Genomic DNA, 24,969 nt, shown 5'->3' with positions numbered 1-24,969 from the left:
ACGTTATTCATCGCGCGGTTACCGTCGGCAATTAAACGTCGTTTTACTCCGTGTCGACGCCGGCTTCGCTGTTCGCTAATGCCCACCCGTTACGTAATTCGTCCTCGAAATGTTTACAGTCCTCCCAGGTGGGAAGCCGGTCGTCAACGTCGGCAAGCAGAGGAGCGACGCGATCCTTCTCTGAAAAAATCGGGTCGACTGTGGCGGAGTTCTGCTCTGAGGACTCGTCGGAGTTGAGAAGCGACTGGCAATCAATGCCAAGGGCGGGATCCGTTATCCGCACCCCGAACTCGCGCGAGGGATCGTACGCGGTGCTAGTCAGATACGTGGCGACCGTATCGTCCTCGTGCGCGACAAACCCGTGCCCGATGCCTACGGGGAGATACACCACGGCGTGATTGTCCTGGTTGAGCGGGACGACGATGTGCTTGCCATAAGTGCTGGAACCCTTGCGCAGGTCCACAATGATGTCGCTGAGTGCCCCCGCGGGACAGGTCACCATCTTCGCCTGACCCGGTGGGACCTCGGCCAGGTGGATGCCGCGCACGACGCCGCGGGCCGACACACTCATATTCGCCTGCTCCGGGAAGAACGGGTAGCCGAGGGCCTCGGCGAAATCATCCGCCTTGTACCACTCGTGGAAACTACCCCTCTGATCAACGTGAACAGTGGGATAAAAGATGAACACTCCCGGGATCGGGGTGGCGACGTACGTTGCGTGCTGGTCGGGTTCCTGAACTTCGAGTCGGGACGTCATGCTCACCAGCCTAGTGGCGTGGCGACGTGAGCGCGGGCGGCATGGGTGCCGGGTGGTGGCTTGGCGGATTGGGTGCCGGTTTTATGTGCCCAGTGCAGATGGGTCATCCGTCACGTCCGCCACGCGCGGCGAGCGTGCTATCGGCAAGCAACTGACAATCGCCGCTGCTACCAAGAGGACAGACAGGATGAGCGCGGACATGTGTGGATGACCCGAGAGCGCGGCGAACAAGACCATGCCCAGCGGGGTCCCAGCAGTGAAAACCAGCTGGTCTTTCGTAGCAAACTGATGCACAAGTTCGTCTTTTCCTAGGGACTGCCCCAACGAGTCCCAAGACACGCCTGCAGAAGTCATGAGCAAAGATGCAACCGCACCGACCAGGGCGATCACAATAAACACTGGAGAGAAAGCCAGCGCCAATAACTGCCCGGCCAAAAACAGCAACATTAGGAATTGCAAAGTTGTGAAACGGACTCGATCCAGTTTCCTTAAAATCGTCGCGGCTGAACCTAGCAGGGAACCGATAGCCAGGGCAGTAGCCATGAAGCCCCACATCTTCTCGTCGAACGAGTTCATGATCCACGTCGGGCCAGCGCTGCCGAGGAAACCGTTGACAAGGGAGGCCACCAGCCATGTACCGAGCCCCACCTGCACCCAGCGGGGCAACACCGCGGTGGGCTTTTTTGCGCTGTTTACCTTGGTTTGAGCCGACGCTGCGTCGGTGCTTGCGGAGTCGGCATTGTTGGCAAGGTCAACGTTGTCAGCGGGGTCAGCATGGGAAGCCTGTGGAGCTTCCTCAGCTTCATCAGTTCCGGGAGCATCGTCGGTCGCCGAATTTCTGCGCACTTTAAAGAATGGCAATACGAACAGCATTGCTATCAGAAACGTAGCTCCGTCGATAAGTAGTACCGTGCGAAAACCCAATGTGATCACGGCTGCGGTGCCGATTAGTGGACCGGCGATATATAAAACATCACCGAGGATCGACAAGGTCCCGTTGACGCGCGTGCGCTGCGAATCCGTGAACAACAGCGCCAGTAACCCGAAGCGAGCCGGGGTAAAAAATGAGGAGGCGCATCCGTACACGAAACTTGAGACGGCAAACGAGGCAATCGAATCACCCTGGACGAGCACCCAGGCAACTAGCCCCCACTGAGCCAGTAAACGAACAAAGTCGCTACTTAACATCCAGCCCACAGGACGAATTGGCGGCAGCAGTTTGCGCACTACCACGGAACTGATAAATCGGCCTGACCATAAAGCAATGAGCACCATCGTCAAGCCTCGACCGGAAGAATCTACTCGGTGGGCCTGAAGCGCAAAAGCAATAGGAATCAGCCCGTCGCCTATTCCAGAGATTAATGCGGCTAAAAAGAGGAGCGATAAAGTTGATTTAAACGATAGCTTATTCATCACGCTCCGTAATTCTCATTGAATACGGGGGGGGGTGGACAGCAGTCCTTATTCGAATCCGAACTGCCAAACAATAAGCTCATTAAGTGGTTACCTCACTAGAAAAAGTATGACAACACGCTACTGAGGAGGCTAAGCACGGATTCTCCACAGGGCTGTTTACAAAGCACAAAAGTCCCTTGAAAAAGGGGATGGCACTATGCTCACATCATTTTCAAAAGACTCAGCTTTATGGTGACCGTTAAACTCCTTGCCCCTCACAAGAATGGTATTAATACATCTAGCACGGAAGATGCGCTACCTAAACGAAGGAAACAAAGTATTAACAAAATATCACCCTAATTAGGGTTGTTAATTACCTTCGCGCGGCGCACAGGACAAGGTGCCACGAAATACCTGGTCGCGCCCGGCCTACCCGACCTCCCTCTCGGTGAGCGCATACTTTTCCTCAGCAGCCTTGGCGGCAACCTCCCACCACGTGTGATTGCTCCGATACCACTCAATCGTCTCGCGCAAACCGTCGGCAAGAGAATGAGTTGGCTCCCACCCCAGCTCCGTGCGGAGCCGCGTCGGGTCGATCGCGTACCGACGATCATGGCCCGGCCGATCCGTGACATGCACAAAATCATCACGCGACCGGCCAAATGCCTCGAGAAGATCCCCCACGATCTCCAAGTTGGACCGCTCCCCATCGGCGCCGATGAGGAACGTGCGGCCGTACAGCGCCGGATCGCGCCGGGCAGCGTCGATAATGGTCCACACGGCACTGTTGTGATCGTCCACATGGATCCAATCGCGCACATTCTCGCCCGTGCCATACACGCGCGGCCGCCGCCCGCCAATCAGCCCGATGATCTGCCGCGGGATGAGCTTCTCCGGGTGCTGCCGGGGCCCGTAGTTATTCGAACAATTCGAAATCGTGGCCTTCAGCCCGAAACTGCGCACCCACGCGCGGACCATATGATCCGCCGACGCCTTCGACGCCGAATATGGCGACGACGGGCGATACGGCGACCTCTCCGTGAAGCGCTCACCCGAACCGATCGGAAGATCCCCGAACACCTCGTCCGTCGAAATGTGGTGGAGCGGAACGTCATACTTCACGCACGCTGACGCCACTGTCACCGTACCCTCGATATTGGTTGTGAGGAACGGCGCCGGATCCCGCAGAGAGTTATCGTTGTGGCTTTCCGCGGCGAAGTGCACAACTTGATCTGCCGACTTCACCAGCTTGTCGACGAGTGGCTGGTCACACACGTCGCCGACGACCAGTTCGCAGAGGTCGGTGGAGTCTGTGGCGTCGGGATTTAAGCTCTCCGGATTACCGGCGTAGGTCAACGCGTCGAGGACGACGATCTTCACGTTGGGATAGTGCGCCCGCGTGTAATGGACAAAATTCGAGCCGATGAAACCAGCCCCGCCGGTAACCAAGACAGTGCGCATGGCAAACACCGTACCTCAGCGCCCGGCCCAAGTGGTCAGGATGGGCTAGCGTCCGGCGCGGCTACTGCATTGCAGCTTCGCGAGCCTCCGCTTCCGCAATTGCATCCTCATACGTCGGAGTATCCTCGAGCTCCTTGCGGCTAATGCCCTTATCCCCCACCATGCGGTTGATAATCAGAGCGATGGCACCGTCGCCAGTAACATTGCACGCCGTACCAAAGGAGTCGATCGCGATATACGCCGCAATCATGATCGCAACCTCAGAATCAGAAAAGCCCAGCATCGACGAGAGCAACCCCGACGCCGCCATAATCGCGCCCCCCGGCACGCCCGGCGCGGCGATCATCGTGATGCCCAGCATCAGCACGAAGCCGATCATTTTCGCCGGCGTCGTGTCGATGTTCGCCATCTGCACAATCGCGAACGCGAACAGCGAAATCTTCATCATCGACCCAGCCAGGTGAATTGTCGCACACAACGGCACCGTGAAACCGGCGACCGTCGGATTCACGCCATTCTTCTTCGAGCACTCGTACGTGACCGGGATGGTCGCAGCCGACGAGGACGTCCCCAGCGCGGTGATATACGCCGGGATCATGTTCTTGAACGCGCGCCACGGGTTGACCTTCGCGATCCCCCCGGTCACCGAAAACTGCAACAGCAGTAAAACCCCCGTCATCGCGATGGCCAGCACGATGACCTTGGCAAACGACACCAGCGTGTTCGTCAAATTGCCGTTCATGCCCATCGACAAGAACATGCCGAAAATGAACGGCGGCAACAGGGGGATCACGAACTTGCTGATCACGCGCATAATCACGCGCTCGAGGTCCTTCGCGCCCGCGTACAGCGTGTCGCTCTTCACCGCCGTCATGGCCACGCCGATGGTGAACGCCAGCAGGAGGGCCGTCATCACCTCGAACGGTGGCTTCATCTCAATTTCGAAGAACGGCTTTAGCGCACCGTCGTCGACAGTTTTTGCCTTAAAAAGATCGTCGCCCTTCAGCAACCACGGATACACTACCGACGCCGTGCCAAAGGCGATCAGGCCCGAGAAAATAGTCGAGCCGTACGCGACGCCCGTTGTAATCGCTAGCCACTTGCCGGCGCCGCGGCCTAGGCCGGAGATCGCCGGGGTGATCAGCGCGAAAATGAGCACCGGGATGAAGAAGCTCAAGAAGTTGCTGAACAGGCTGTTGTACGTGACGAACACGCGGGCAAGCCAATCAGGGAAAAACAACGAACAGACGATGCCCGCGATGATGGCGATGATGATCTGCCACAAAAGGTTACCGCGAATGCGCTGGCCGATGGACTTTTTAGGGTGGGTGGTGGTGTCCTCTGGGGTGCTGGCCTTGTTGGCCGCGTCGTTTTCCGTGGCCCCCTTAGTCGCGCTGGTCCCGTTCGTCTCGCCGTGCGGCGCCCGCGTTGTCGCAGATGGTTGAGCTGTGCTGGCCGGGCGGGAACTATTCTCTGCCGATCCCTCCATAGGGGGTTCGTTCGCTGGCTGCTCAGGTGGGACCGACTTGGGCATAAGGGATCTTCCTCTTCATGTGACCTTTTATCCCCAATGAGATTATTAGGAGGTCGGCCCCTTTTCCAAAGCCTCGCCCGTGATTTAACTTCCTGGAAATAATCGAAGGAGTTGGTTACCGCCCAAGACCTCTCGAAGATCCAGGTCTGCTGGAAAACCGGAGACCATTGGCCTCATGCCTGTGGGAAATGAGGATTACTAATTCCTAGCGACGCTCGTGTCGGCCGATTTCTCTAATTCTGCGGGGGTATATGGTCATCGGAAAAAACTGCGGGGGTATATGGGTGAAAAATGGCCAAAAATTGACCATATCCCCCCGCACTTTTCCCCACCAGGTCAGATATACCCCCGCAGTTTTGGTTCACACCGAGCTACCTACCCCTCTTGGGCGCGTTTCACCCCTGCATATTCGCCTAGAGGCTTCCTCAATCCCGCGGAACTAATTCAACCCGGCGTACGAGTGCAGCCCGGATACTACGAGGTTGATGAAGAACAGATTGAACACCATAATTCCGAAGGCAACCACGTTGATCCACGCTGCTCGCTGGTCTTTCCACCCCGTCGTTGCTCGAGCATGCAGATAAGCTGCGTACAAGATCCACGTGACGAACGACATGGTCTCCTTGGGGTCCCAGTTCCAGAAGCGCCCCCACGCCGATTCAGCCCAGATCGCGCCAAAAATCACGCCGAGCCCGAAAATCGGGAACGCCACGACGGCTGTGCGGTATGCCAGCCGGTCAAGTCTTTTGGCACTCGGCAGTGGTCCCGCGATTTTTCCCATGAAACCATGCTCTTGCCCCACCGGCTGAAACATCCTCACGATGTACGCCAAGCTACACATTCCGGATATCAGGCCGAAACCAGCACCAATGGACACCGTCGATACGTGAATCGGGAACCAGTATGACTGCAACGCGGGTACCACCGGTGCCGATGCCGCGTACAGCTTCATGCCGCCATAGAACAGCAGCGCAACCACGGGAGTTAGCACCCAGGGCCACATGATGCGGTTCTCGCGCTTAGTCAGGACCACCGTGGCGACGATCATCGCGACCAGCGACACCAAGGCGACATATTCGTACAAATTGCCCCACGGGAAGCGGTGCGCCGACAACCCGCGCAAAATGACGCACGCCGCATGGAACAGCAGCCCGAGGAAAATGACGCCCTGTCCGAACGTCCCCAAGCGATCAACACTGTCTTGGCGAGCGTCGAGTTCAGCTTGGCTCATGACCGGCCGGTCGTGGGCAACGCGCCCCCACAATGAGGCGGCCCGCGACGAACCACCACTACGCGACGAACCAGCAGAAGAGGCCGACGCCACCGATCCGACGTCGACGTGTGAGCTGGTACCGGATTCCGACGCCTCCGAGGCAACACCCGATTTCGTCGCGCTAGCTCCAACCAGCTCCTTGTCCGAGGCACCCTGGCCTACAGACTGGTTTCCGGACTGGCTTTCCTCACGACGACTAGCGTCCTCATATGCCTCTTGAAGCATCCGCTCGCGCACGTAATAGGCCAACATCACGATCAGCCCGATGACGTACACGGCGAAAGCCACTTTGAACGAAAAGTCTGAAAACGAGGCGAGAGTCTTATTAACCGGCATAGTTCTCCTCTTGATCTGTGCCCAGGCTATTCCACGTCACACTTTGGAGCAATAAACACGCCATACGCCCAGGACGCACGCCACGGCCCGCTCATGAATAATCGCCATCAATCGTCCCCATCAATTATCATCAATCCTCCTCGTCATCCTCGTATTCATCGTCGTCTGGTTCCTGCAGGATAGCCCGGGCATATTTGCTAAACTCCCGGCCCCATCCGGCCCTGTCCGTACGTGCAAGCCCGGCGGTCTCGACAAGCGCGCTGCTGTCGTCTTGCGGTGTGACGCGCACCCACATGCGTCGCCGTTTAATAGACACGGACCCAACCAACCCGGCGAGCATGATAAGCGTGATTCCCAGCAGGTATCCCTGCGTCGGATCGTGGCTGACCTGCAGGTTCACGAACGGCTTTGCGCCATTAAAGGTGATTTCAGTCCCGTCGTTAAGGGTGGTTTTCTCGCCTTTTCGCAGATTCACGCGATCAATTTTCGACAAAAGCCCCTGGTGGATCAGGCTCGTGTCCAGGGTGAATATGCTCTGCCCCACGCCCGTATCCAATCCGGCATCGCCGCGGAACACGTCGATCGCAACAGCCTCATCATCCTGCGTGGGAAAGCGCGATGCCGAGAGCACATTGTTGTTTTCGCCGGTAAATACGGCCGTCGGCGCATACATGCCCTGGATCGCTAACTGGTTTTTCCGTCGTTCTTGCAGGTCAGGATACATCCCCGCAGGCGGGTCGAACCGCATCGCACCGGCCGACAAGAAGTTCGTCATGTCGGTCGGCTGCCATTGAATCTCTCCGGTGCGCGTCTCGCCGTCGGGCCACTTGACCGTGAACGACGGCGCATAACCATGTCCCTGCAGGTACACGCGGTCACCAGCGATCCGCAACGGGTGGTTGACCTTCAGCGTGTACTTTGTCCACTCCGACGTGGGCTTATCGACGTCGTCCTTCGCGGCGTACCGAATGTCGGACGTAAACATTTTCGCCTGTCCGTTGGATAAGTAGTCCGCTTTGAAGTCCTCGATCTGCAGGCAGTATGGGGACAGTCGCGTTCCGTCGACAAGAGCCCCGTGGCGGAAGGAATCGAAATTAGCGACGGCTGAGTTGCAGAACTGCGAGTTCTCATTACCGGCGATGACGATGACCTGGCCTTCGTAATACATGAGGCGTCCGGCCGCGATGAAAACCAGCATGACGGTGAGACCGATGTGAAAAACCAGGTTGCAGAATTCGCGGGCGTATCCGCGTTCCGCGCTGAACGACCATTGCCCGGCGCGATCGTCATGTGCCGACGTTTCACGCGTGTGCCATTTTTTGAACCGCGGGGTGATGTGGGTGCGCGCGAAGGTGTCGGTGTCGGAAAAATCGCTGGCTGGGATGGTGCGGGCGCGGTAATGGGGCAGCCGGTTGAGGTTTTTGGGCGCTCGGACGGGCTGGGAGCGCATCGCTGTGTAGTGTTCCCATGTGCGGGGGATGATGCAGCCTACTAGTGATATGAACAGCAGGACGTAGATGGCGGTGAACCACGTGGAGGAGAAGACGTCGAAGAGCTGGAGCTTGTCGTAGATCTGCCCGAGCTTGCCGTTGTCGGCGATGTAGGTGTCTACTTTCTCTTGGTTAAGGGAGCGCTGCGGAAGGATGGCCCCTGGGATTGCGCCGAGGGCCAGGAGGAATAGCAAAATCAGCGCGGTCCGCATGCTGGTCAACCAGCGCCAGGGGATACGCCACAGTGAAGAAAATTGTTTGCGCGCCAAATCGTCTGCCTTTCTTTTGCTATCCGATTATGGTCTATGCGGCAGATCAATGGTGAAGTGCGTCCACCGAATCCGATCATCGGCCGGGCCCAACCACGGTCGTGGGCTAAGGATCTAGATGGGTGTCACCGTGCTGGTCACTGCCCACTGCCGGATCCACGACACAAAGACCGCCCATTGGCCTGTGACCAGGGCAATCCCTACGACGATCAAGGCGACGCCACCGGCGATTTGAACCCCGCGACTGTGGCGACGCAACCACGATACGCTCGATAACGCTTTGGAGGAGCCCAATGCCACAATGACGAAGGGTAACCCCAGCCCCAAGCAGTAGAAGATGATGAGGGTAACTCCGCGCAGGGCCGTCGTCCCTTCGGTTCCCGCAGCAATGCTAATAATCCCGGCGAGAGTGGGGCCTAAACATGGCGTCCACCCGAGGGCGAACACCGCCCCCAGAAGCGGAGCCCCCATCAACGTGGACCAATGCTTCGGAGCCATACGGCGTTCATTCTGCAGAAACGGTATGAACCCCAGGAATACGACGCCCATCACAATGGTGACGACGCCCCCGACGCGTTGGAGAAGCTCGTTATTCATCTGGAGGGCGGAGATAGCGCCAAAGATGGATGCCGTCGCTAAAACGAAGACCACCGTAAAACCGGCGACGAAAAGCAGCGCAGCCCCAGCCACGCGACCACGGTGTGAGCGAACTTTTGTCCCCTCGGCTGTGATGTCACTTTCCGCGCCGACGACACCGGCAAGGTAGGAAATATAGCCAGGCACCAGCGGGATGACGCATGGGCTTGCGAAAGAGACAAGGCCTGCCAGCGCGGCAGCGCCTAACGCAAGGAGTAGCGGGCCCGACGCGGCGGTGTTCGCAAAAGCGGAACCGACATCAACATGAACCTGGGCGGGGATCATTATTCCTTCTCCAGGGTGTTCACAACGTCCATGATTTCCTTCACATTGACTTCGCGGAGGAATACCGCCGCTGGCCGGTGCTGTTTATCGAGGACAATCGTCGTCGGCACGACGGATGCGGGGATTCCGCCTAGAGAGATAGCAGATTTGAACGAGGGATCGTAGATGCTCGGGTAGGTGATGTCGTTATCTTTGACGAAATCCTGCGCGGCCTGCTTGTTGAAATCACGGACGTTGATCCCGAGAACAGTGCCGGCTGGTTTGCTTTTCGACGTGCCGGAATCATCCGAACCGTCAGCCCCGTTCCCCGGCCCTTTTTGCAGGTCATCCTGAATTTCTTGCAGGTCATCGACCTCAGTGCGGCACGGGGCACACCACTGCCCCCAGGCGTTCAGCACCACGATTTGGTTATCGAAATCCGACAACTTAATTGTCTTATCCGGCTCCATTAACGACGAACCGGATAGGTCTTTTACTGGCTTGCGATCTTTCTGGTCGTACTTAATGACCAACTGGCCACCCGGGGAGACGAAGCTGAAATTTCCGCCGACGGCGACCGCGTCTTTACCAGCCGTTTCGTCAGAACCGCAGGCGGTCAGTGTGGTAGCCCCCACCGCAGCCACGGCACAGGCCACAAGTGCCGACACTACAGTGTGACGTACGGATCGCGCCCAAGCATGACGATGGATCATTCTGTGCGTACGCGCCGGCCGGCCACCGTAGGCAGCCACCTTTGGGCTAGCGGATGTCGTCTTCTTCATCACTCACACCACCTCACACTGACTTCGGCCCATATCGTCATCACCTATACGCCACGTGCCGGACCTATACGCCATGTGCTGGCTCGCTATAGACCACATCACTCACTTGGGCACGAATCCTCGAGGCCTTGTCCGCCGCACGAGCATCCGCCGACGCACGCGACGTCGTTTCACGTGTCGCACCCGGCGCGCCCACTTGTGCGACCGAGCTGACCTGCGCGGGGTTGCCCACCTGCGCAGCGGAACCCGCCAGCGCAGCATCGTCATCGTCGAAAATAAGGCTGGTCACGCTGGCCAGTGAACACTGACGAACCGCCGGATTATGGGCCAACGCTTTGCCAGCGTAATCACGCTGCAGCATCACGATAGGAAGCTGGTGGGAAACCAGCACAGCCTCGTGGCCACGAGCTTCTTCACGCGCTCGTCCGACTGCAATCCACATCCGGTCACAAATGTCCTGGTAGGGCTCGCCCCAACTGGGCTGCATCGGTTCTGTCAGGTGATGCCACAATTTAGGGTTCCACAGCTGGGAGCGCCATCCCTTGATCCGGTGCCCTTCTAGCTCATTTCCAGCCTCGATGAGGTCATCATCAATCTCGATATCCACACCGGTCACCTTCTTGAAGGGCTCGGCAGTTTCCTGAGCGCGCACCAAAGGCGATGCTTTCACCACTGTCACATCATGATCCCTGAAGGCGCGAGCACACATCGACGCCATGACGCGTCCACGATCGCTCAAGTGATAGCCGGGTAAGCGGCCATACAGAATGCGATCCGGGTTGAAGACCTCGCCATGACGGACGAGGTGGACAATCGTGGACACGTACTTAGCCCTCCTTGGTGGCCGCTGCGGCCGCCTTCGCGGCAGGACGCAATGCAGATTCAATGCGAGAGAAATCTTCGTCGGTCAACGCTGTAGATACAAACCAGGTCTCAAACGGCGACGGAGCCGTGTACACACCATTGTCTAACAGCTCGTGGAAGAACGGGGCGTAACGGAACGTGTCCGCGGCTTGCATATCCGCGAAATTATGCCCCTCACCCTCGGCAAACCGCACCGACAGGAACGTCGACGCGCGCTGGATGTGGTGGGCAACGCCCTCACGCTCCAGAGCCTCGTGCAGCAAGTTCTCCAACCGGTCAGCATTCGCGCGGATCGTCGCGTAACACTTCTCATCTGCCAGACGCAATGACGCTAACCCAGCAGCCATCGCTACGGGGTTGCCCGACAAAGTCCCCGCCTGGTACACAGGGCCCTCCGGCGCAAGGTACGACATGATGTCGCGTCGGCCACCAAATGCTGCAGCCGGCAGCCCGCCCGAGACAACTTTGCCGAAGGTGACGAGGTCGCCCGCCACACCATCGACGCCGTACCAGCCCTCATGCGATGTGCGGAAACCCGTCATGACCTCGTCGAGAATAAGAAGAGCACCATACTCGTGGGCGATGTCCTTAAGTCCGGCATTGAAACCCTCATGGGGCGCGACGGTCCCCATATTCCCGGCCGCAGCCTCCGCAATCACGCAGGCGATGTCGTCGGGGTGTTGCTCGAAGGCGTCACGAACCGCGTCGAGATCGTTGTAGGGAACCACGATGGTGTCACTCTGGGTCACGCCTGGTGAATCCGGCAAACCGAAGGTCGCCACACCACTGCCCGCCGAGACCAGGAGGGAATCGACGTGCCCGTGATAGCACCCCGCAAACTTCACGACCGTTGACCGGCCGGTGAAGCCGCGCGCCAACCGCACCGCGGACATGGTTGCCTCGGTCCCGGAGTTGACCATACGTACTTCGTCCACTGCGGTGCGGTCGATAATTTCCTTAGCCAGGCTATTTTCTGCAGCAGTGGGTGCGCCGAACGATAAGCCCTTCGTCGCCGCTTCCTGGACGGCCTCCACAATCGCGGGATGGGCGTTGCCGTGCAGCATCGGACCCCACGATGACACTAAATCCACGTACTCATTTCCATCGACATCCCGCAGGTGGCTCCCCCTCGCGGAGTCAATGAACAGTGGCGTACCCCCCACGGAGCCGAATGCCCGCACCGGGGAATTCACCCCACCCGGGATTAATTCACGAGCTTGTGAGAATAAATCACTACTACGAGTCATAGTTTTCATGGTAGGGAACTCCACCGCTAACTGCCCACACTCATCGGTGGAGGACGTCACCTTACACGAATACCCCGGCCCCCGCGCTGGTTCTTGCCGACGCTTATACGCCATCGCTGCCGCATTCGCGCAGCTATCAGCAGCCTCGTTGAGTTCATGCCCAGCGTGTCCCTTAACCCACCGGAATGTCACCTCAGCCCCGTTCTTTCGACGACGTGTAAGCAGTTCGTCGATCTCCTTGATTTGCTCCAGGTTCAGGACGGGTTTCCCATTCGACGTTTTCCAGCCTTTTTTCTTCCACCCATGAACCCACTTGGTTACCGAATTAATGACGTACTGAGAGTCGCAGAAAATCTCCAATTTCTCCGGAATGCCATCTCTATCGCACATATATTCGGTTACACGTAACAACTGACGGACAGCCTCAAGCTCGCCCTTGTTATTCGTTCCGTGTGCCCATCCCCCAGCAGCCCAATGAGCGTCATCAATGTACCAGGCCCACCCCGACGGGCCTGGATTTCCAATCGCCGATCCATCAACCGCAGCCGTAATTGTCATGACGCTCAGTGTAAACGGCACCTAGGACACAGGACCATAAGTGCCGTTATTCACGGCCAACGCGGCGACGCGGGTTACACACCATTCCGCGCAGCCCACACCTCACACAGCTGACGCGGCGATGCCTCCAAGCGCGACCCCCAAGCGCTACGCCCGCCGCAACGTCAGGGTGCGCATCTCAATCACGGTTGAGCCCAAAAGCATCAAGAACGTAGACACCAAGGGGTTAATAATTGACAACGCCCCGCCCACCAGCGCAAAGGTGTTATATGCACGCGAAAAATTCATATTGCCCTTACCAACACGCCGCACCTTCGTCGCCAAGTTCACCGCGTCAGGAACGGCGCGCACCTCGTCGCGAAGGATAACGACCGACGCATCAACCGTGTCCAAGCAATCTGCAGCACCGACGAGAATCCCGACGTCGGCCACCGCCAGGTACTTCATCAAGTCGCGGTCACCAACGAGGGCGACGCTGTAGCCTTCGCGGTGCATGGATCGCACGGCCGCCCCTTTACGCGATGGCGCGATCCCGGCCAGAACCAAGCTCATGCCCAAACTATCCGCGGATTTCTTGGCCACTGGGTAGGTATCACGGGATAACATTCCCGTCTCAATACCCATATCTTCCAGCTGCTCGATGGCCTCCGCCGCGTCGTCCTTCGTCGCGTCGATCACGGTAATAACGCCACGGTTCTTGTTCTTCCAGGACACCACCAAGGGGGTGCCACCAGAGATCGCCGCCATTGCAAGGCGATCATCTTTCAGTTCAGACAAGTCGCGGGGCCGCCATAGCGCAGCTTTCACAGAACTCATCTCGCCGCGAATCGGAATATCCACGGTGCCGATAAAGGACCCGTTGTCGGTGATCTGCTCGCCCGTCACCTCAATCCAGTGAGGAACACTGTTCCCTCCGGCTCCCAGGTCACGAGATTCACGGGCAGCTTTCACCAATGCACGAGAGACCCCATGATCGCTCTCCATGGCCAGGGCACCCGCCACACGAAGGATCAAGTCAGCGTTTTCGCCTTCCGCCGCAGTCACGCTCTCCACTTTCATGTTTCCGGTGGTCAACGTACCGACGCGGTTGAAAAGCAGCATGTCACATTCGCCCAGATCCCACATCACTTGCTCGTCGCGGAATAAGATGCCACGGCTAATCGCTCGGGCCAGTCCTAACCGCGAGGCCAACGTCGTGGAGATAGCCAGGGACACCGGCCCCACTCCCGTGAGCACCGCCAAACTTGTCGCCAGGGCACCCGCCGCGTCCTTCATAATGAGGAACCAGTTCAGGAAGCACATCACGGCCAGCACTATCGCCCAGGGGACAAGGAGCGATGCTGACCGGGTCGCGGTGCGGGTCGCCATATGCTCCGCATAATCGCACTCCTCGACCCAACGGTGCATGGCCGCCAGACGCGTCGTATGTCCGGACCGATCGACACGGATCTTGAGAGTATCCCCCATATTGCGCCCACCAGCGTAAATATGGGAATTAACCTTGACGACGGTTCGGTTACTGTGCCCCGACACCGGCCCCGGACTAATTAACGACGATCCGCCAACAACAACTCCGTCGACGGGAATAATGTCGCCCGGCCCGACCAGAATGTCCTCACCAGGGTGGAGCTCTGCTGCGCTGACAGACTGCTTCCGTGGCCCATCGGCAGTCCGACGAATGACGGTGACCATCATCCCCGAATCCACGTTGTGTGTGGACAGTAGCTCCATGCTGTGCAAGCGATTGCGTCGTGACAGTAGCCGCCCCAGAAGAACCAGGGTGGTTGCTCCACAAGCGACGTCGAAAAAGACTTGCGGTTGGTGCTGGAAGACAAGCCATTTGGGTGCCGACGTCCAATCACCCTGCGGCCGCATAAAAACGACGGTGCCCACAGACCACACATATGCGACGGTCACGGCCAGTGATGTTGCAGAATCAAGCGCGGCCATCTTTCTGCGAAGACCGCCGACGGCTGCCCGGTGGAAGGGCCACGCGCAGTAGGACACGACGGGCAACGCCAATCCCGCCGACACCCACTGCCAGTACGGAAACTGAAGCCGCGGGAAAAGGGCGATGGCGACGACCGGCACCGACAGCGCCACCGCCACAATAAGCCGAAGCTTCGTGATTAAAGCGCGCGCGGTAAACAGCGCCTCCATGTTGTCCGGTTTCTTCACCCGGAATGGATGGCGAGACAAGAACGACTCGTTGTGCCGACGATGCCGACGTCGCTTCCGTTCTCTTCTTTCCTTCTCGGCCTCGGATTCAATGACCTGACGGTACACTGACCCCAATTTTTTGACGGCACTCACGCCGCTGGCCTGGAGGATCGAAATGATGTGATCCACCGACATCGAACTCGGTGCAGAAATCCATGCCGTTGACGGGTTTCCGTAGACAATGCGGGCAGTCACACCGTCGACATCCGAGAGCATCTTTTCGATATCACCCGCGTGGACGGCGTCCTCAAGCCCGTCCAACTCCAAGGTGAACGAGTGGTATGACTGCTCTTCATCCTCGTCATTCAGCAGACCCGCGTGGCGACGCTCGACTCCCAGATCGCGGGCAGCGTCGACCGCCGCTTTGATAGCGGTTTCAGACTTTTCCAGGGACTCCGGGTCAGCGGGAAGTAGCGAACCATCCGCCGCGCGTCGGTTATTACGGGGTGAGTACTTCCCCGAGTGGGAACCATAGGGGCGACGGTGCCGCGGAAAATCTGTCGTGGGCTCGCCCGGTGTGGGCTTCTTGGGTGAGCTATCTGGCGTTTGGTCTTCTACAGCCGATTTTTTTACTGCCATAGCGAGCGAACTCCGAAATACGATCGTGCGGACGGCTGGACCATACACATCACAGCGATGGCCAGAAGAACAGCGATGAGGGCTAGGACAAAACCGCCGACGTGGATAACGAAAGCCATGATATTAAGAGCAATTCCGCCGGCCGTCAATGCAATCAGCACGCCCCGGGCACGTCGGCTACCTGCCGACATGGGGGCCACTGCGAAACCGATGGCACACCCCAGAAGAACATTGGCAATACCGACTATTCGCATATTCCGTTCCCACGCGTGAATGAAGTCAGAGTCCTCATGGCCGGTGTAGTTGGCGCTAGCTAAAATCAGGCCGGCCAGAACCATCAGCACCGCAGCGATAATAAACACCCACCGGGCTACCGTGACCGCAGGTGGGCGTGGTTGATCTCCTAATGAGGAGGTGGATTCACTATCGGTGCTGGACATCGGCATACTTGTACCTTACGTGCCGATACCTTTTCTGTACTATTTTCGAGTGTTCCGATCGCCGGAGTGACCGGAAGTGTCGGAGTCTCCAGAGTCCCCAGAATCGTCCTTAGAGGATGTTCCCCGCAGATAATCGGATGCTGGCGGCCGGGTAGAAAACCAAATACCTACCGCCGACAACACGGCCGAGACAATACCCAGCGAGCCTGTTGCCCATACAAACACATTCGAACCGACGTCCGGCACCGCGAATGCACCGCTTACACCATTAATAATTAGGTAGGCGGATCCCACGATCAAGAGGAATCGCGTCCACTTCTTTCCCTTCACGAATTGTCTGATCAGGAGAACTGCGACCAAGCTAGCGACGATGTAGAACACGGCGATCATCACGCCACTGACAGAGGCGATGGCCGAATTACTGACATTATCTGCCGACATGCCATACGTATCTTCAGCCTGTTTGATGGCACTATCCAGAATCGACGGGTTCGCGATGACTTCAATTCCCGTCAGCACACCAAGAATTGCTTGTAGGAGTGCGGTCCACATCCACGCTGTCCGCGCATCCTTAATATCTTGAGGTGGTTCAGGCTTCGTTTTCTTATCACCGTCATTGTTCGACGACGGAGACCCGGTCACCGCCTGCGGCGCCACCCCGTACCCACGATTCGCGTCATCCGGGCTGTATCCGCCATCCGTACTGTCCGGGCCGTACCCACGGTTGGAGTTTCCCGGGTTCTGCGCTCCTCCTGGGGCCGGTTCACCTCCGGGAAGTGGATCGCCACTGACACCTGGTTCTCCTGGGGCTGGTTCACCTAAACCCGACGACCCTGACTGTCCTGGTGTCGACGGCGGAGCAGGAGTCGGCTGCCCTGGCGTCGGGCCTGGCGTCGGCCCCGAACCGGGTGTAGGCCCGGATCCCGGCGCGGGCGAGGGTTCCGGTGCGGGTGATCCGCCGGGGGCGGACGCCATTCGCAGCGTGGGGGACGGATGTGTGTGCTCAGGTGAAGCCATAAATTCCTCCAATACGGGGTGGCAGACTACCGCAGCGGGGGCTCAGTCTAGCTCGGTTCGGTAGTGTGGTCAGCGTCGTGACCGGGTGTGACTCATTCCACGGCCCTGAACCGCGTGACTTAGTTGTCCTTCAACCAGTGGGCTACTTCAGTGGCATAGTACGTGAAGATCATGTCCGCCCCGGCCCGCCGGATAGAGGTCAATGATTCAAGCACGATGCGTCGCCTATCAATCCACCCATTCTGCGCGGCCGCCTCAATCATGGAGTACTCACCGCTGACCTGATACGCGGCCACGGGAACGGGCGAGAAGTCCGCTACCTCACGAACCACATCCAAGTACGCCATGGCCGGCTTAACCATCACCATGTCCGCGCCTTCGTCGATATCCAGCTGCACTTCGAGCAACGATTCACGCCGATTCGCAGGATCCTGCTGGTAGGCCTTCCTATCACCCTGCAATGAGCAGCCCACGGCATCACGGAATGGCCCGAAGAATGCTGACGCGTACTTCGCCGAATACGCCATGATGGACACGTCCTCATAGCCAGCATCGTCGAGGCCACGTCGGATCTCCGCGACTTGCCCATCCATCATCCCTGATGGGCTGACAATGTGCGCCCCCGCCTTGGCCTGCGATACCGCCATCTTCACGTAGAGCGGCACGGTCTCGTCATTATTCACAACGACGGTCCCATGCTTGTCTTCCGTCAGCACTCCGCAGTGCCCGTGATCGGTGAATTCGTCCAGGCAGGTATCGGCCATGACCAGGATGCTGTCGCCGAATTCTTTGCGTACCGCGGCGATTCCGCGGTTAAGGATGCCGTCGGGGTTCCATGCCTCGGACCCTTGGGCGTCTTTCTCCTCCTCGAGGGGAATGCCGAAGAGGTCAACGCACCGAACGCCGGCGTCACGAGCTTCGCGAACGGCGTCGATAAGAGAGGACACCGTGTGCTGGTACTGCCCCGGCATGGAGGGGATTTCTTCCGGCTGGTCAATGCCATCGCGGACAAATAAAACCTGAATCAGGTTGGCCGGATCTAAACGAGTCTCGGCAACGAAGTCCCGCATTGTCGCCGACGTCCGCAACCGACGGGGGCGGCGTTGAAGACCTAAGCTATCGCGGGATGTGTGGTTCGTGCTCTGAGAGAATTCGTTAGTTTGTGACATGCGCCCCAGGGTACTACGTGGTCCCACAGTGCTACTTACGAGGACTTTTTCTTCTTCCGCACTTTCCGGGGAGGCGGCAGTTGCCCCGCCGCACGCAAACCTGCCACGTGTTCGGCGAGCGCGTCCACGAGTTCGGGGACCCCGGCTTCTTCTGGCACAACGTCAACGCGCAGACCGCATTCTTTCGCTGTTGCCGCCGCCATCGGGCCGATGCAGGCAATAATCGTGCGCTGGTGGGGTTTTCCAGCGATTCCAACGAGGTTTTTCACGGTCGACGATGACGTAAAGCACACCGCATCGAATCCGCCCGACTTGATCATGTGGCGAATATCAGCACTGGGCGGGGCCGCGCGAACGGTGCGGTAGGCCACGACGTCGTCCACGTCCCAGCCCAAGTCAATGAGGCCGTCGACCAAAACGTCGGTGGCGATATCCGCACGCGGAAGAAAAACCCTGTTCACGGGGTCAATATCGCTATCGTAGGGTGGGAAAACATCCACTAGTCCCGACGCGGACCGGGCATTGGCCGGGGGCATGAGTTCGGGGTTAATGCCTAGGTCCGTCACGGCTTTCGCGGTTTTCTTCCCGACGGTCGCGATACTCACTCCGGCGAAAGCACGGGCATCCAAACCGATCGCTGTCAGCTTTTCCCACACGGCTTTCACCGCGTTCACCGACGTGAAAACGATCCACTGGTAGCGCCCATCAACCAGGCCTTTAATCGCACGTTCCATTTGGGCCGGGCTGCGCGGTGGTTCCACAGATATCGTCGGTACTTCCCACGGGATAGCACCGTGCTGAGCTAAACGGGTACTCATTGGTCCTGCCTGCGACTTCGCGCGGGGCACCAAGACGGACCAGCCGTACAATGCCCGGTTTTCCCACCACGAATACTTGTTGCGCGCACCGACCTCAACACCAATGGTGACCACCAGGTGCCCTGGTAGGTCCCCTTCGCACGATGTCAAGGTACCTAAGGTAACGTCGTAGGTTTTCTGCAAGCGAGTGGTACCGTTCACCGTGACGGTGGCTGGCGTGCTCTCGGGCAGACCACGATCCACCAGCCGAGACTCGATGACCGGAAGGTCCTGCGCCTCCGCCTGAAGAACCAGCGGCTGGGGCGCCTGGGCAAGCCGATCCCACGTCGCCGTGTCATCGCTACCCGTCACATCGGTTTCGGTAAAACTTGAGCCGACGGCAATTCCAGCGAATGACGGAACCGTCGAGGGAACCGACATTCCCGGCACGACCTGAAAATCGGCATCCTGAGCAGCTACGGCGCTAATCTCAGCTAAGACTGAAGTGTTGCCCAGGGGGTTGCCCGCTACCAGACGAATAACATCGGCCCCCGTCGCGGCCTGAGCCAACATGGCGTCGGCCGTTGCCTGGGGGTCGCCTTCGGGGCTGCGTATATTCGCCGCCGTCGGGGGCGGAGGGGGCGTTGGCCGCCGACGCGACCCTTTTGCTTTCGCTTCCTCCACCATCCGGGCAAACTCTTGCTCGGCTTCCTCTACTTTCTCGCGCGGGACGGGGACATCATGTCCCACGAGACGGCAAATAGATTCACCGACGCCGTCGTCCACCCATGCGTCCGCAATAGATGTCAGAACTTCTCGTGCGCGCACCGTTAAGAGGTCGGGGTTACCGGGGCCGGCACCGACGAACAGGATGCGCCCTGGAGTCGAGTTGGTCATGGAGATCCTTTAAAGCGGGGTCGAACCGCGGCTAATTTTGACTAAAAGAGAATAAATCCTACTACGTGCTCAATCCAAAACGACGACACCCTCCAACATCACAGACAGGGGCTAGTACCCGCCCGACGGAGGGCCCCCACACCGGCGCACTCACATCAAATCCATCGCTCCATGCGCCCGTAAATACTCCGCTGCTTGGTGGCCGATGTCCTCGGTTGGTTTGCCTTCAGAACTCCACGTCACACGCTCAGAGCCGTCGACCGCGAACACGCCCGCACGGAACGAATCTTCTGTCGCGTAGGCCCCCACGGGGGCGGTACATCCCGCGTTCAGGGAGGCCAAGACCGCACGCTCCGCAATAGCCCGACGGTGCGAGATCTCGTGATCAAGCACACGAATCGCGTACAGGGCTTCCTCGGAACAATTCTCGTTCCCCTCAGCGACGGCCTCCACCGCCAGCGCACCCTGCGCCGGAGCGGGCAGCACCATGTCCACGTCCAGCGTTTCCGTCGCCTCCCCCAGGCGACCAAGACGCTCCACACCAGCACGCGCCAGGATCACAGCGTCCAGATCTTTCTCCAGCCGCCCTATGCGCGTATCGACATTGCCGCGGATAGGCACGACGGTGCAATCCGGCCTCAGCGCCCGAACCTGGCCCATGCGCCGCGGGGCACCAGTTCCAATCGATGATCCTGCCGGCAAGTCCGCCAGCGGAATCCTGTCGCGGGAGAACACCACGTCACGGGCGTCGACCCTGGGCGGTACGGCCAAACGAAAACGCGGGTCGGGTGCCGTCGGCAAGTCTTTAAAGGAATGCACAGCCAACGAGCACTCACCCGCGGCGAGTGCCGTGCGAAGTGTTTGTGTGAACACCCCGACACCGATCCGAGCAACAGGAGTACCAGCACCCTGTGACGCATCCCCCGGTGTATGAACTGTGAAGAGTTCAGCTTCTAATCCGGCGGAGATCAGTGCGTCCCGGACGTGTCCAGCTTGGGTTAATGCAAGCGCGGAACCCCTGGTGCCAATACGAATCATGAATGCCCTTTCTTCACATCCGATCCATCGTGTCGTAGCCCCATGATCGCACCCACCCCTCGAGGGTCGGCCGGATCAGGCAAGGCCATAGGAACAGCGTAGTTGGTCAATGAAGAATCTGGCTGTGGCACGGAGGGTTCTGGTCGTCCTTCGGCTGCCGACGGGTACTCCACATCGTCCAGACCGAACAAGTCCCGGATCGCGTCTGAATAGGTCATATCGGTGTGGCCAGCGAGTTTCTTGAGCTGAACTGTCGGCGTATGCATGAGTTTGTCCACCACGCGCTTCATGGCACTGTGGACTTCTTTGCGTTCCTTCTCGCTCAGGTCCGGGGTGCGGGAATCAATCCGGTCCAACTCACTGCGCAAAATGTCTGCACCGCGACGGCGCAACGCCTTGACCGTCGGAACCACATCTTGGCTACGAATTCGCTCGACGTACGACCGCAGTTCCTCTGCGACGATGGACCGTGCCAATGCAGCTGCATCATCAGAAACGACGCTGGGCTGGGCGCTTTCTGGCAACCCCTGATTGTGCTTGACGACGTCGCTCTGGTCCTCGAGGGCGGCGCGGCGCTGTTTCTGCATCGTGTCGATATTTAAAACGGTGACGCCGGGGCGAGGGGCACACACGACGTCGCGAGGAAGAGACAAATCGCAAATGACGAGTTCAGCGGGCTTATTAGAGCGCGCATCAGAAGAAGCGCCGTGGTGCTGTTCCGCGCGAGCCGCGAGTGCCTGGTCAACCATCGGAGTATCGACCAACGGGTCCAAGGCGCCGGTAGCGGTGACGACGATGTCCGCGCGGGACATCTCTGTCACAAGGTCGGAGAGGTCCGTGGCATCCGCAGATACGCCCACCTCACGGGCATGGGACGCCACATTTTGCGCGCGGCCTAGCGTGCGGTTAGCGATGGTCATTGACGCGCCTAGCCGGCCAAGATGCGTCGACGCTAATGAGGCCATCGCTCCCGCCCCTACCACGAGGGCGTGACGGCCGTCGAGGTTGTCAACCCCCATCGCGTCCAGGGCCTGGCGAACGGCGAACGACACCATCGACGGGCCTTCGTCGTCAATATCGGTCTCGGCATGAACGCGCTTGCCTGTGCGCAACGCACGATGTGCCAATTCATGTAGGCCATGCCCGATGGTGCCATCTTCTGTGGCGCTTGCGTAGGCATCGCGAATCTGGCCGATAATCTGCTGCTCCCCCACAACCATGGAGTCCAAACCAGCAGCAACGCGGAGCATATGCTCCACAGCGGACTCTGCATATCGCACGTATAAGTGCGGGAACAGCTCCGACACTGACGCGCCCGAATACCGCGAAATGGTATCGACGATATGCTCCACCGTGGGGTGGAAACCCTCACACACCACGTAGAACTCTGTGCGGTTGCACGTGGAAACGATCAGTGCCTCAGAAATAAACGGCTCGGTTAGAAGGTCAGCCGCCACCTTAGGGCGGTCCTCCGCACTTACCGTAGCACGTTCCAACAGGGAAACAGGTGCACATCGATACGACATGCCTACGAGCACAATGCTCACGAAAGAACCTCCTCGCAGGGGATCCCCGCTCTTCTCTGTGCGGGTGCTGGACTGTCCACCAGCGCAGACGCCACCGGAAGGGTCGTCATCCTTACGGAACGTCCTGAGCTAGCTGAGCGCCCCACTCGACCCGTTCGACAGGTCAACCAGAGCACCCCGGGAGTCTCTATTAGTAGCTGCAGTAACAGGGGTAACACAGCTGATCCCACATATTCGATTAAACACCGTATCCGCTTTACCCCTTCCATGACAAAGAAAGGGGCCGACTGTGGCGTATGGGTACCACAAGAGGGGGTAAACGCTCAGATTTTAGAGGTATTCCACAACAATTCGGACAACCCCGGTAAGGACAGGCAAAAGTTTCATAAAACCGGTCAAGATCGGGCGGTGCTCATCACCGACGGTGCCGCTCACGACTCCAGAGCTGCAATAAGATCCTCGTCGTCAATTTCCCAACAGGCGATTTCATCGTCGTCAACGAGGACAACGGGAACACGATCCCCGAATTCCATCGCCAAGCTGGTGTCGGAATCAACGTCCGTCACCACGAGCTCAGCACCCCAGCGTTGACAAATCGGGCGGATCTGATCCGCAACTCGTCGGCACGATCCGCACGATTGCCTCACCATCAGCTCAACCTGATGCATATATACCTGTCCTCATAACCAGACCTACTGCTGCGCCTTCCCAGAAGGGACGTCACCCACCTCAGATACGACAAGAGCCGGCCCCGGAGGCGAAAACCCGCGCAGTCGCGGTTCCACCTCGCCCGACAGGTCGGCTCTGGCGAGAGCTCCTCACGGAGCCCGGTTTTACTTACCGAGCTTCCTACGCTGAACGCGGGTGCGGCGCAGAAGCTTACGGTGCTTCTTCTTGGACATACGCTTGCGGCGCTTCTTAATGACAGAACCCATGAGGAATCCTTTATCGATAGTGAACAGTTTCTCGCCTACGCACGAGGCAGACACGAATGGGCACCACTCTACCGGCCACGACGTGCTAAAACCAAAAGTGAAACGTAGGGCGTATCTGCCACGCAGTGTCCGTCACAGACAAATTCGCTGGTGGGGGAGAGACTTTCTCGCCTCACCCCTCGCAACCAACGAGGAGATCGTGTGCGACTAGATCGCTTTGTAGTGCGACTCTTTGAGGTACTCGTCCACCGCAGACTCGTGCACCCGGAAGGAACGCCCTACGCGAACAGCCGGAAGCTCACCGGCGTGGACCAGGCGGTACACGGTCATCTTGGAGACTCGCATAATGTCTGCAACTTCAGCGACCGTCAGAAACGATCCGTTTTCTGCATGGCTCATACTCAGTTTTCTACCTTTCGGCACGCCGCGCTGCAGGCTTCCCCTCCCGCAGGGTGACACGCACGTGCTTAGACCAGCTTAGCGTGAATGATGTGTCATAGCGATTATAGGGGGACACAACGTGTTAATTGTGCAGTTAAGAACACCTATGGAACCGATGAGAACCCCTGAGCTTCATGGGACGAGTGTGAAAAACTTACTCCTTTTAGTTATCACCCAAATTATCCGATTTCGACGCTGGCTTCCCCAGCTCCTCAGACTTCTTCGCGCATGCTTCCATCGCCCGATAAAAGGCGGTGCGCAACCCGTTCTCATCGAGGGCACGAGTTGCTGCACTCGTCGTCCCACCTGGCGACGACACATTCGCGCGGAGCTGCACAGGGTCGGCGTCCTCCTGCGTGGCCATCGTGGCCGCACCCAGTGCTGTTTGTGAGGCCAATTCCTTAGCAAGTTCGCGGGGTAGCCCCAGGTTGACGCCGGCATCCGTCATGGCTTCCAGAACGAGGAAGAAATAGGCCGGGCCTGATCCGGACACTGCGGTCGCCGCGTCCATTTGTGATTCTTTGACTTCCGCGGTGTAGCCCAGCAGTCCGAGCAGGTCAGAGACTGTTTCCAGTTGCTCGTCAGAGACGAAGCGACCCCGGGCTATGACATTGACGCCCTTGCCCACCAGCATGGGAGTGTTGGGCATTACGCGCACAATGGCAGTCCCCGCGGAGGCAATCCCCTCCAGCGAGGACAAGGTGATTCCTGCTGCCATGGACACCAGAATCGTATCCGTGTCATTATGGTCAACAACATCTGCAATGCTTTCCACCACGCCGAGGGTGTCGTAAGGCTTCACGCATAGGAAAGCGATGTCTGCGTTTTCTACTGCAGTGGCATCGTCATCGACGGCGGTAACTCCATAGCGTTCTTTGAACTCGTCGCTGCGCTCTGGGCGTCGATTAGCTACGACAATGTCTGTCGGGTCGTAATCGCCAGATAGCAGGCCCCCGATCAGGGCCTCGCCGATCTTTCCTCCACCAATTACCGCGATTTTAGTCATGCACCCAGGGTGCCAGAGTCAACCATGCACGTCCACCG

The 24,969-nt window shown here is 58.6% G+C and carries 20 protein-coding genes and 2 pseudogenes; all 22 read right to left on the bottom strand.

What is annotated here, in order from left to right; genetic code table 11:
• Positions 1–43: 43 nt before the first annotated feature.
• Positions 44–757: a dTDP-4-dehydrorhamnose 3,5-epimerase family protein gene (locus I6J23_RS04555; protein ID WP_204582700.1), complete on the bottom strand. Its 714-nt coding sequence runs from the start codon at positions 755–757 to the stop codon at positions 44–46.
• 81 nt (positions 758–838) lie between these two features.
• Entirely contained in the window at positions 839–2,170 is a 1,332-nt protein-coding gene (locus I6J23_RS04550; RefSeq protein ID WP_239455034.1) for an MFS transporter, read from the bottom strand.
• Positions 2,171–2,581: 411 nt separating this feature from the next.
• Positions 2,582–3,613 (bottom strand): dTDP-glucose 4,6-dehydratase, encoded by a 1,032-nt coding sequence (gene rfbB / locus I6J23_RS04545; protein WP_204582698.1) that lies wholly within the window; start codon positions 3,611–3,613, stop codon positions 2,582–2,584.
• Between the two features lie 61 nt (positions 3,614–3,674).
• The gene (locus I6J23_RS04540) at positions 3,675–5,147 is read right to left on the bottom strand and encodes a dicarboxylate/amino acid:cation symporter (protein ID WP_239454996.1); all 1,473 of its coding nucleotides are present in this window, start codon (positions 5,145–5,147) and stop codon (positions 3,675–3,677) included.
• Positions 5,148–5,586: 439 nt separating this feature from the next.
• The gene (gene ccsB, locus I6J23_RS04535) at positions 5,587–6,756 is read right to left on the bottom strand and encodes a c-type cytochrome biogenesis protein CcsB (protein WP_204582697.1); all 1,170 of its coding nucleotides are present in this window, start codon (positions 6,754–6,756) and stop codon (positions 5,587–5,589) included.
• 130 nt (positions 6,757–6,886) lie between these two features.
• Positions 6,887–8,458, bottom strand: coding sequence for a cytochrome c biogenesis protein ResB (locus tag I6J23_RS04530; RefSeq protein ID WP_204582917.1), 1,572 nt, complete (start codon positions 8,456–8,458; stop codon positions 6,887–6,889).
• A 171-nt stretch (positions 8,459–8,629) separates the two neighbouring features.
• Positions 8,630–9,436 (bottom strand): cytochrome c biogenesis CcdA family protein, encoded by an 807-nt coding sequence (locus I6J23_RS04525; protein WP_204582696.1) that lies wholly within the window; start codon positions 9,434–9,436, stop codon positions 8,630–8,632.
• Complete coding sequence (locus I6J23_RS04520; RefSeq protein ID WP_412523820.1) at positions 9,436–10,128, bottom strand: TlpA disulfide reductase family protein; 693 nt, start codon at positions 10,126–10,128, stop codon at positions 9,436–9,438. The genes I6J23_RS04525 and I6J23_RS04520 overlap by 1 nt, the downstream gene beginning before the upstream one ends.
• 331 nt (positions 10,129–10,459) lie before the next feature.
• Positions 10,460–11,020: pseudogene (locus tag I6J23_RS04515) on the bottom strand (histidine phosphatase family protein); the annotation flags it as partial.
• A gap of 4 nt (positions 11,021–11,024) precedes the next feature.
• Complete coding sequence (hemL, locus tag I6J23_RS04510; RefSeq protein ID WP_239455033.1) at positions 11,025–12,317, bottom strand: glutamate-1-semialdehyde 2,1-aminomutase; 1,293 nt, start codon at positions 12,315–12,317, stop codon at positions 11,025–11,027.
• Positions 12,318–12,434: 117 nt separating this feature from the next.
• Positions 12,435–12,866 (bottom strand): annotated as a pseudogene (locus I6J23_RS10685) (ribonuclease H family protein); the annotation flags it as partial.
• 147 nt (positions 12,867–13,013) lie between these two features.
• Positions 13,014–15,665 (bottom strand): heavy metal translocating P-type ATPase, encoded by a 2,652-nt coding sequence (locus tag I6J23_RS04505; RefSeq protein WP_204582693.1) that lies wholly within the window; start codon positions 15,663–15,665, stop codon positions 13,014–13,016.
• Positions 15,656–16,111, bottom strand: a complete 456-nt coding sequence (locus I6J23_RS04500; protein WP_204582692.1) for a hypothetical protein — start codon at positions 16,109–16,111, stop codon at positions 15,656–15,658. The genes I6J23_RS04505 and I6J23_RS04500 overlap by 10 nt, the downstream gene beginning before the upstream one ends.
• 33 nt (positions 16,112–16,144) lie before the next feature.
• On the bottom strand, positions 16,145–17,122 hold the full coding sequence (locus I6J23_RS04495; protein ID WP_204582691.1) for a hypothetical protein: 978 nt from the start codon (positions 17,120–17,122) through the stop codon (positions 16,145–16,147).
• A gap of 119 nt (positions 17,123–17,241) precedes the next feature.
• On the bottom strand, positions 17,242–18,291 hold the full coding sequence (hemB, locus tag I6J23_RS04490; protein WP_204582690.1) for a porphobilinogen synthase: 1,050 nt from the start codon (positions 18,289–18,291) through the stop codon (positions 17,242–17,244).
• A 35-nt stretch (positions 18,292–18,326) separates the two neighbouring features.
• The gene (locus I6J23_RS04485; RefSeq protein ID WP_204582689.1) at positions 18,327–19,985 is read right to left on the bottom strand and encodes a uroporphyrinogen-III synthase; all 1,659 of its coding nucleotides are present in this window, start codon (positions 19,983–19,985) and stop codon (positions 18,327–18,329) included.
• A 150-nt stretch (positions 19,986–20,135) separates the two neighbouring features.
• On the bottom strand, positions 20,136–21,023 hold the full coding sequence (hemC, locus tag I6J23_RS04480; protein WP_204582688.1) for a hydroxymethylbilane synthase: 888 nt from the start codon (positions 21,021–21,023) through the stop codon (positions 20,136–20,138).
• Positions 21,020–22,570: a glutamyl-tRNA reductase gene (locus I6J23_RS04475; RefSeq protein WP_204582687.1), complete on the bottom strand. Its 1,551-nt coding sequence runs from the start codon at positions 22,568–22,570 to the stop codon at positions 21,020–21,022. The genes hemC and I6J23_RS04475 overlap by 4 nt, the downstream gene beginning before the upstream one ends.
• A 410-nt stretch (positions 22,571–22,980) precedes the next feature.
• Entirely contained in the window at positions 22,981–23,217 is a 237-nt protein-coding gene (locus I6J23_RS04470; protein WP_204582686.1) for a glutaredoxin family protein, read from the bottom strand.
• Positions 23,218–23,382: 165 nt separating this feature from the next.
• The gene (locus I6J23_RS04465; RefSeq protein ID WP_003402602.1) at positions 23,383–23,484 is read right to left on the bottom strand and encodes a 30S ribosomal protein bS22; all 102 of its coding nucleotides are present in this window, start codon (positions 23,482–23,484) and stop codon (positions 23,383–23,385) included.
• A gap of 207 nt (positions 23,485–23,691) precedes the next feature.
• Complete coding sequence (locus I6J23_RS04460; RefSeq protein ID WP_012732517.1) at positions 23,692–23,883, bottom strand: helix-turn-helix domain-containing protein; 192 nt, start codon at positions 23,881–23,883, stop codon at positions 23,692–23,694.
• A gap of 205 nt (positions 23,884–24,088) precedes the next feature.
• Positions 24,089–24,931: a pyrroline-5-carboxylate reductase gene (gene proC / locus I6J23_RS04455; protein ID WP_204582685.1), complete on the bottom strand. Its 843-nt coding sequence runs from the start codon at positions 24,929–24,931 to the stop codon at positions 24,089–24,091.
• Positions 24,932–24,969 lie beyond the last annotated feature (38 nt).

Origin of the sequence: Corynebacterium kroppenstedtii (genome assembly GCF_016894245.1) — a bacterium.
In the GTDB taxonomy this organism is placed as follows: Bacteria; Actinomycetota; Actinomycetes; order Mycobacteriales; family Mycobacteriaceae; genus Corynebacterium.
The sequence above is the reverse complement of the archived record's forward strand: the minus strand, read 5'-3'. Positions and strand labels throughout refer to the sequence as shown.

Bases quoted from the DNA above. Each gene is read 5' to 3' on its own strand.
- I6J23_RS04555 (WP_204582700.1), bottom strand. From the start codon at position 757: ATGACGTCCCGACTCGAAGTTCAGGAACCCGACCAGCACGCAACGTAC.
- I6J23_RS04520 (WP_412523820.1), bottom strand. From the start codon at position 10,128: ATGATCCATCGTCATGCTTGGGCGCGATCCGTACGTCACACTGTAGTG.
- proC (WP_204582685.1), bottom strand. From the start codon at position 24,931: ATGACTAAAATCGCGGTAATTGGTGGAGGAAAGATCGGCGAGGCCCTG.
- hemC (WP_204582688.1), bottom strand. From the start codon at position 21,023: ATGATTCGTATTGGCACCAGGGGTTCCGCGCTTGCATTAACCCAAGCT.
- I6J23_RS04540 (WP_239454996.1), bottom strand. From the start codon at position 5,147: ATGCCCAAGTCGGTCCCACCTGAGCAGCCAGCGAACGAACCCCCTATG.
- I6J23_RS04460 (WP_012732517.1), bottom strand. From the start codon at position 23,883: ATGAGCCATGCAGAAAACGGATCGTTTCTGACGGTCGCTGAAGTTGCA.
- I6J23_RS04550 (WP_239455034.1), bottom strand. From the start codon at position 2,170: ATGAATAAGCTATCGTTTAAATCAACTTTATCGCTCCTCTTTTTAGCC.
- hemB (WP_204582690.1), bottom strand. From the start codon at position 18,291: ATGTCACAAACTAACGAATTCTCTCAGAGCACGAACCACACATCCCGC.
- rfbB (WP_204582698.1), bottom strand. From the start codon at position 3,613: ATGCGCACTGTCTTGGTTACCGGCGGGGCTGGTTTCATCGGCTCGAAT.
- I6J23_RS04530 (WP_204582917.1), bottom strand. From the start codon at position 8,458: ATGCGGACCGCGCTGATTTTGCTATTCCTCCTGGCCCTCGGCGCAATC.
- I6J23_RS04525 (WP_204582696.1), bottom strand. From the start codon at position 9,436: ATGATCCCCGCCCAGGTTCATGTTGATGTCGGTTCCGCTTTTGCGAAC.
- I6J23_RS04465 (WP_003402602.1), bottom strand. From the start codon at position 23,484: ATGGGTTCTGTCATTAAGAAGCGCCGCAAGCGTATGTCCAAGAAGAAG.
- I6J23_RS04485 (WP_204582689.1), bottom strand. From the start codon at position 19,985: ATGACCAACTCGACTCCAGGGCGCATCCTGTTCGTCGGTGCCGGCCCC.
- I6J23_RS04505 (WP_204582693.1), bottom strand. From the start codon at position 15,665: ATGGCAGTAAAAAAATCGGCTGTAGAAGACCAAACGCCAGATAGCTCA.
- I6J23_RS04495 (WP_204582691.1), bottom strand. From the start codon at position 17,122: ATGGCTTCACCTGAGCACACACATCCGTCCCCCACGCTGCGAATGGCG.
- I6J23_RS04500 (WP_204582692.1), bottom strand. From the start codon at position 16,111: ATGCCGATGTCCAGCACCGATAGTGAATCCACCTCCTCATTAGGAGAT.
- I6J23_RS04470 (WP_204582686.1), bottom strand. From the start codon at position 23,217: ATGCATCAGGTTGAGCTGATGGTGAGGCAATCGTGCGGATCGTGCCGA.
- hemL (WP_239455033.1), bottom strand. From the start codon at position 12,317: ATGAAAACTATGACTCGTAGTAGTGATTTATTCTCACAAGCTCGTGAA.
- ccsB (WP_204582697.1), bottom strand. From the start codon at position 6,756: ATGCCGGTTAATAAGACTCTCGCCTCGTTTTCAGACTTTTCGTTCAAA.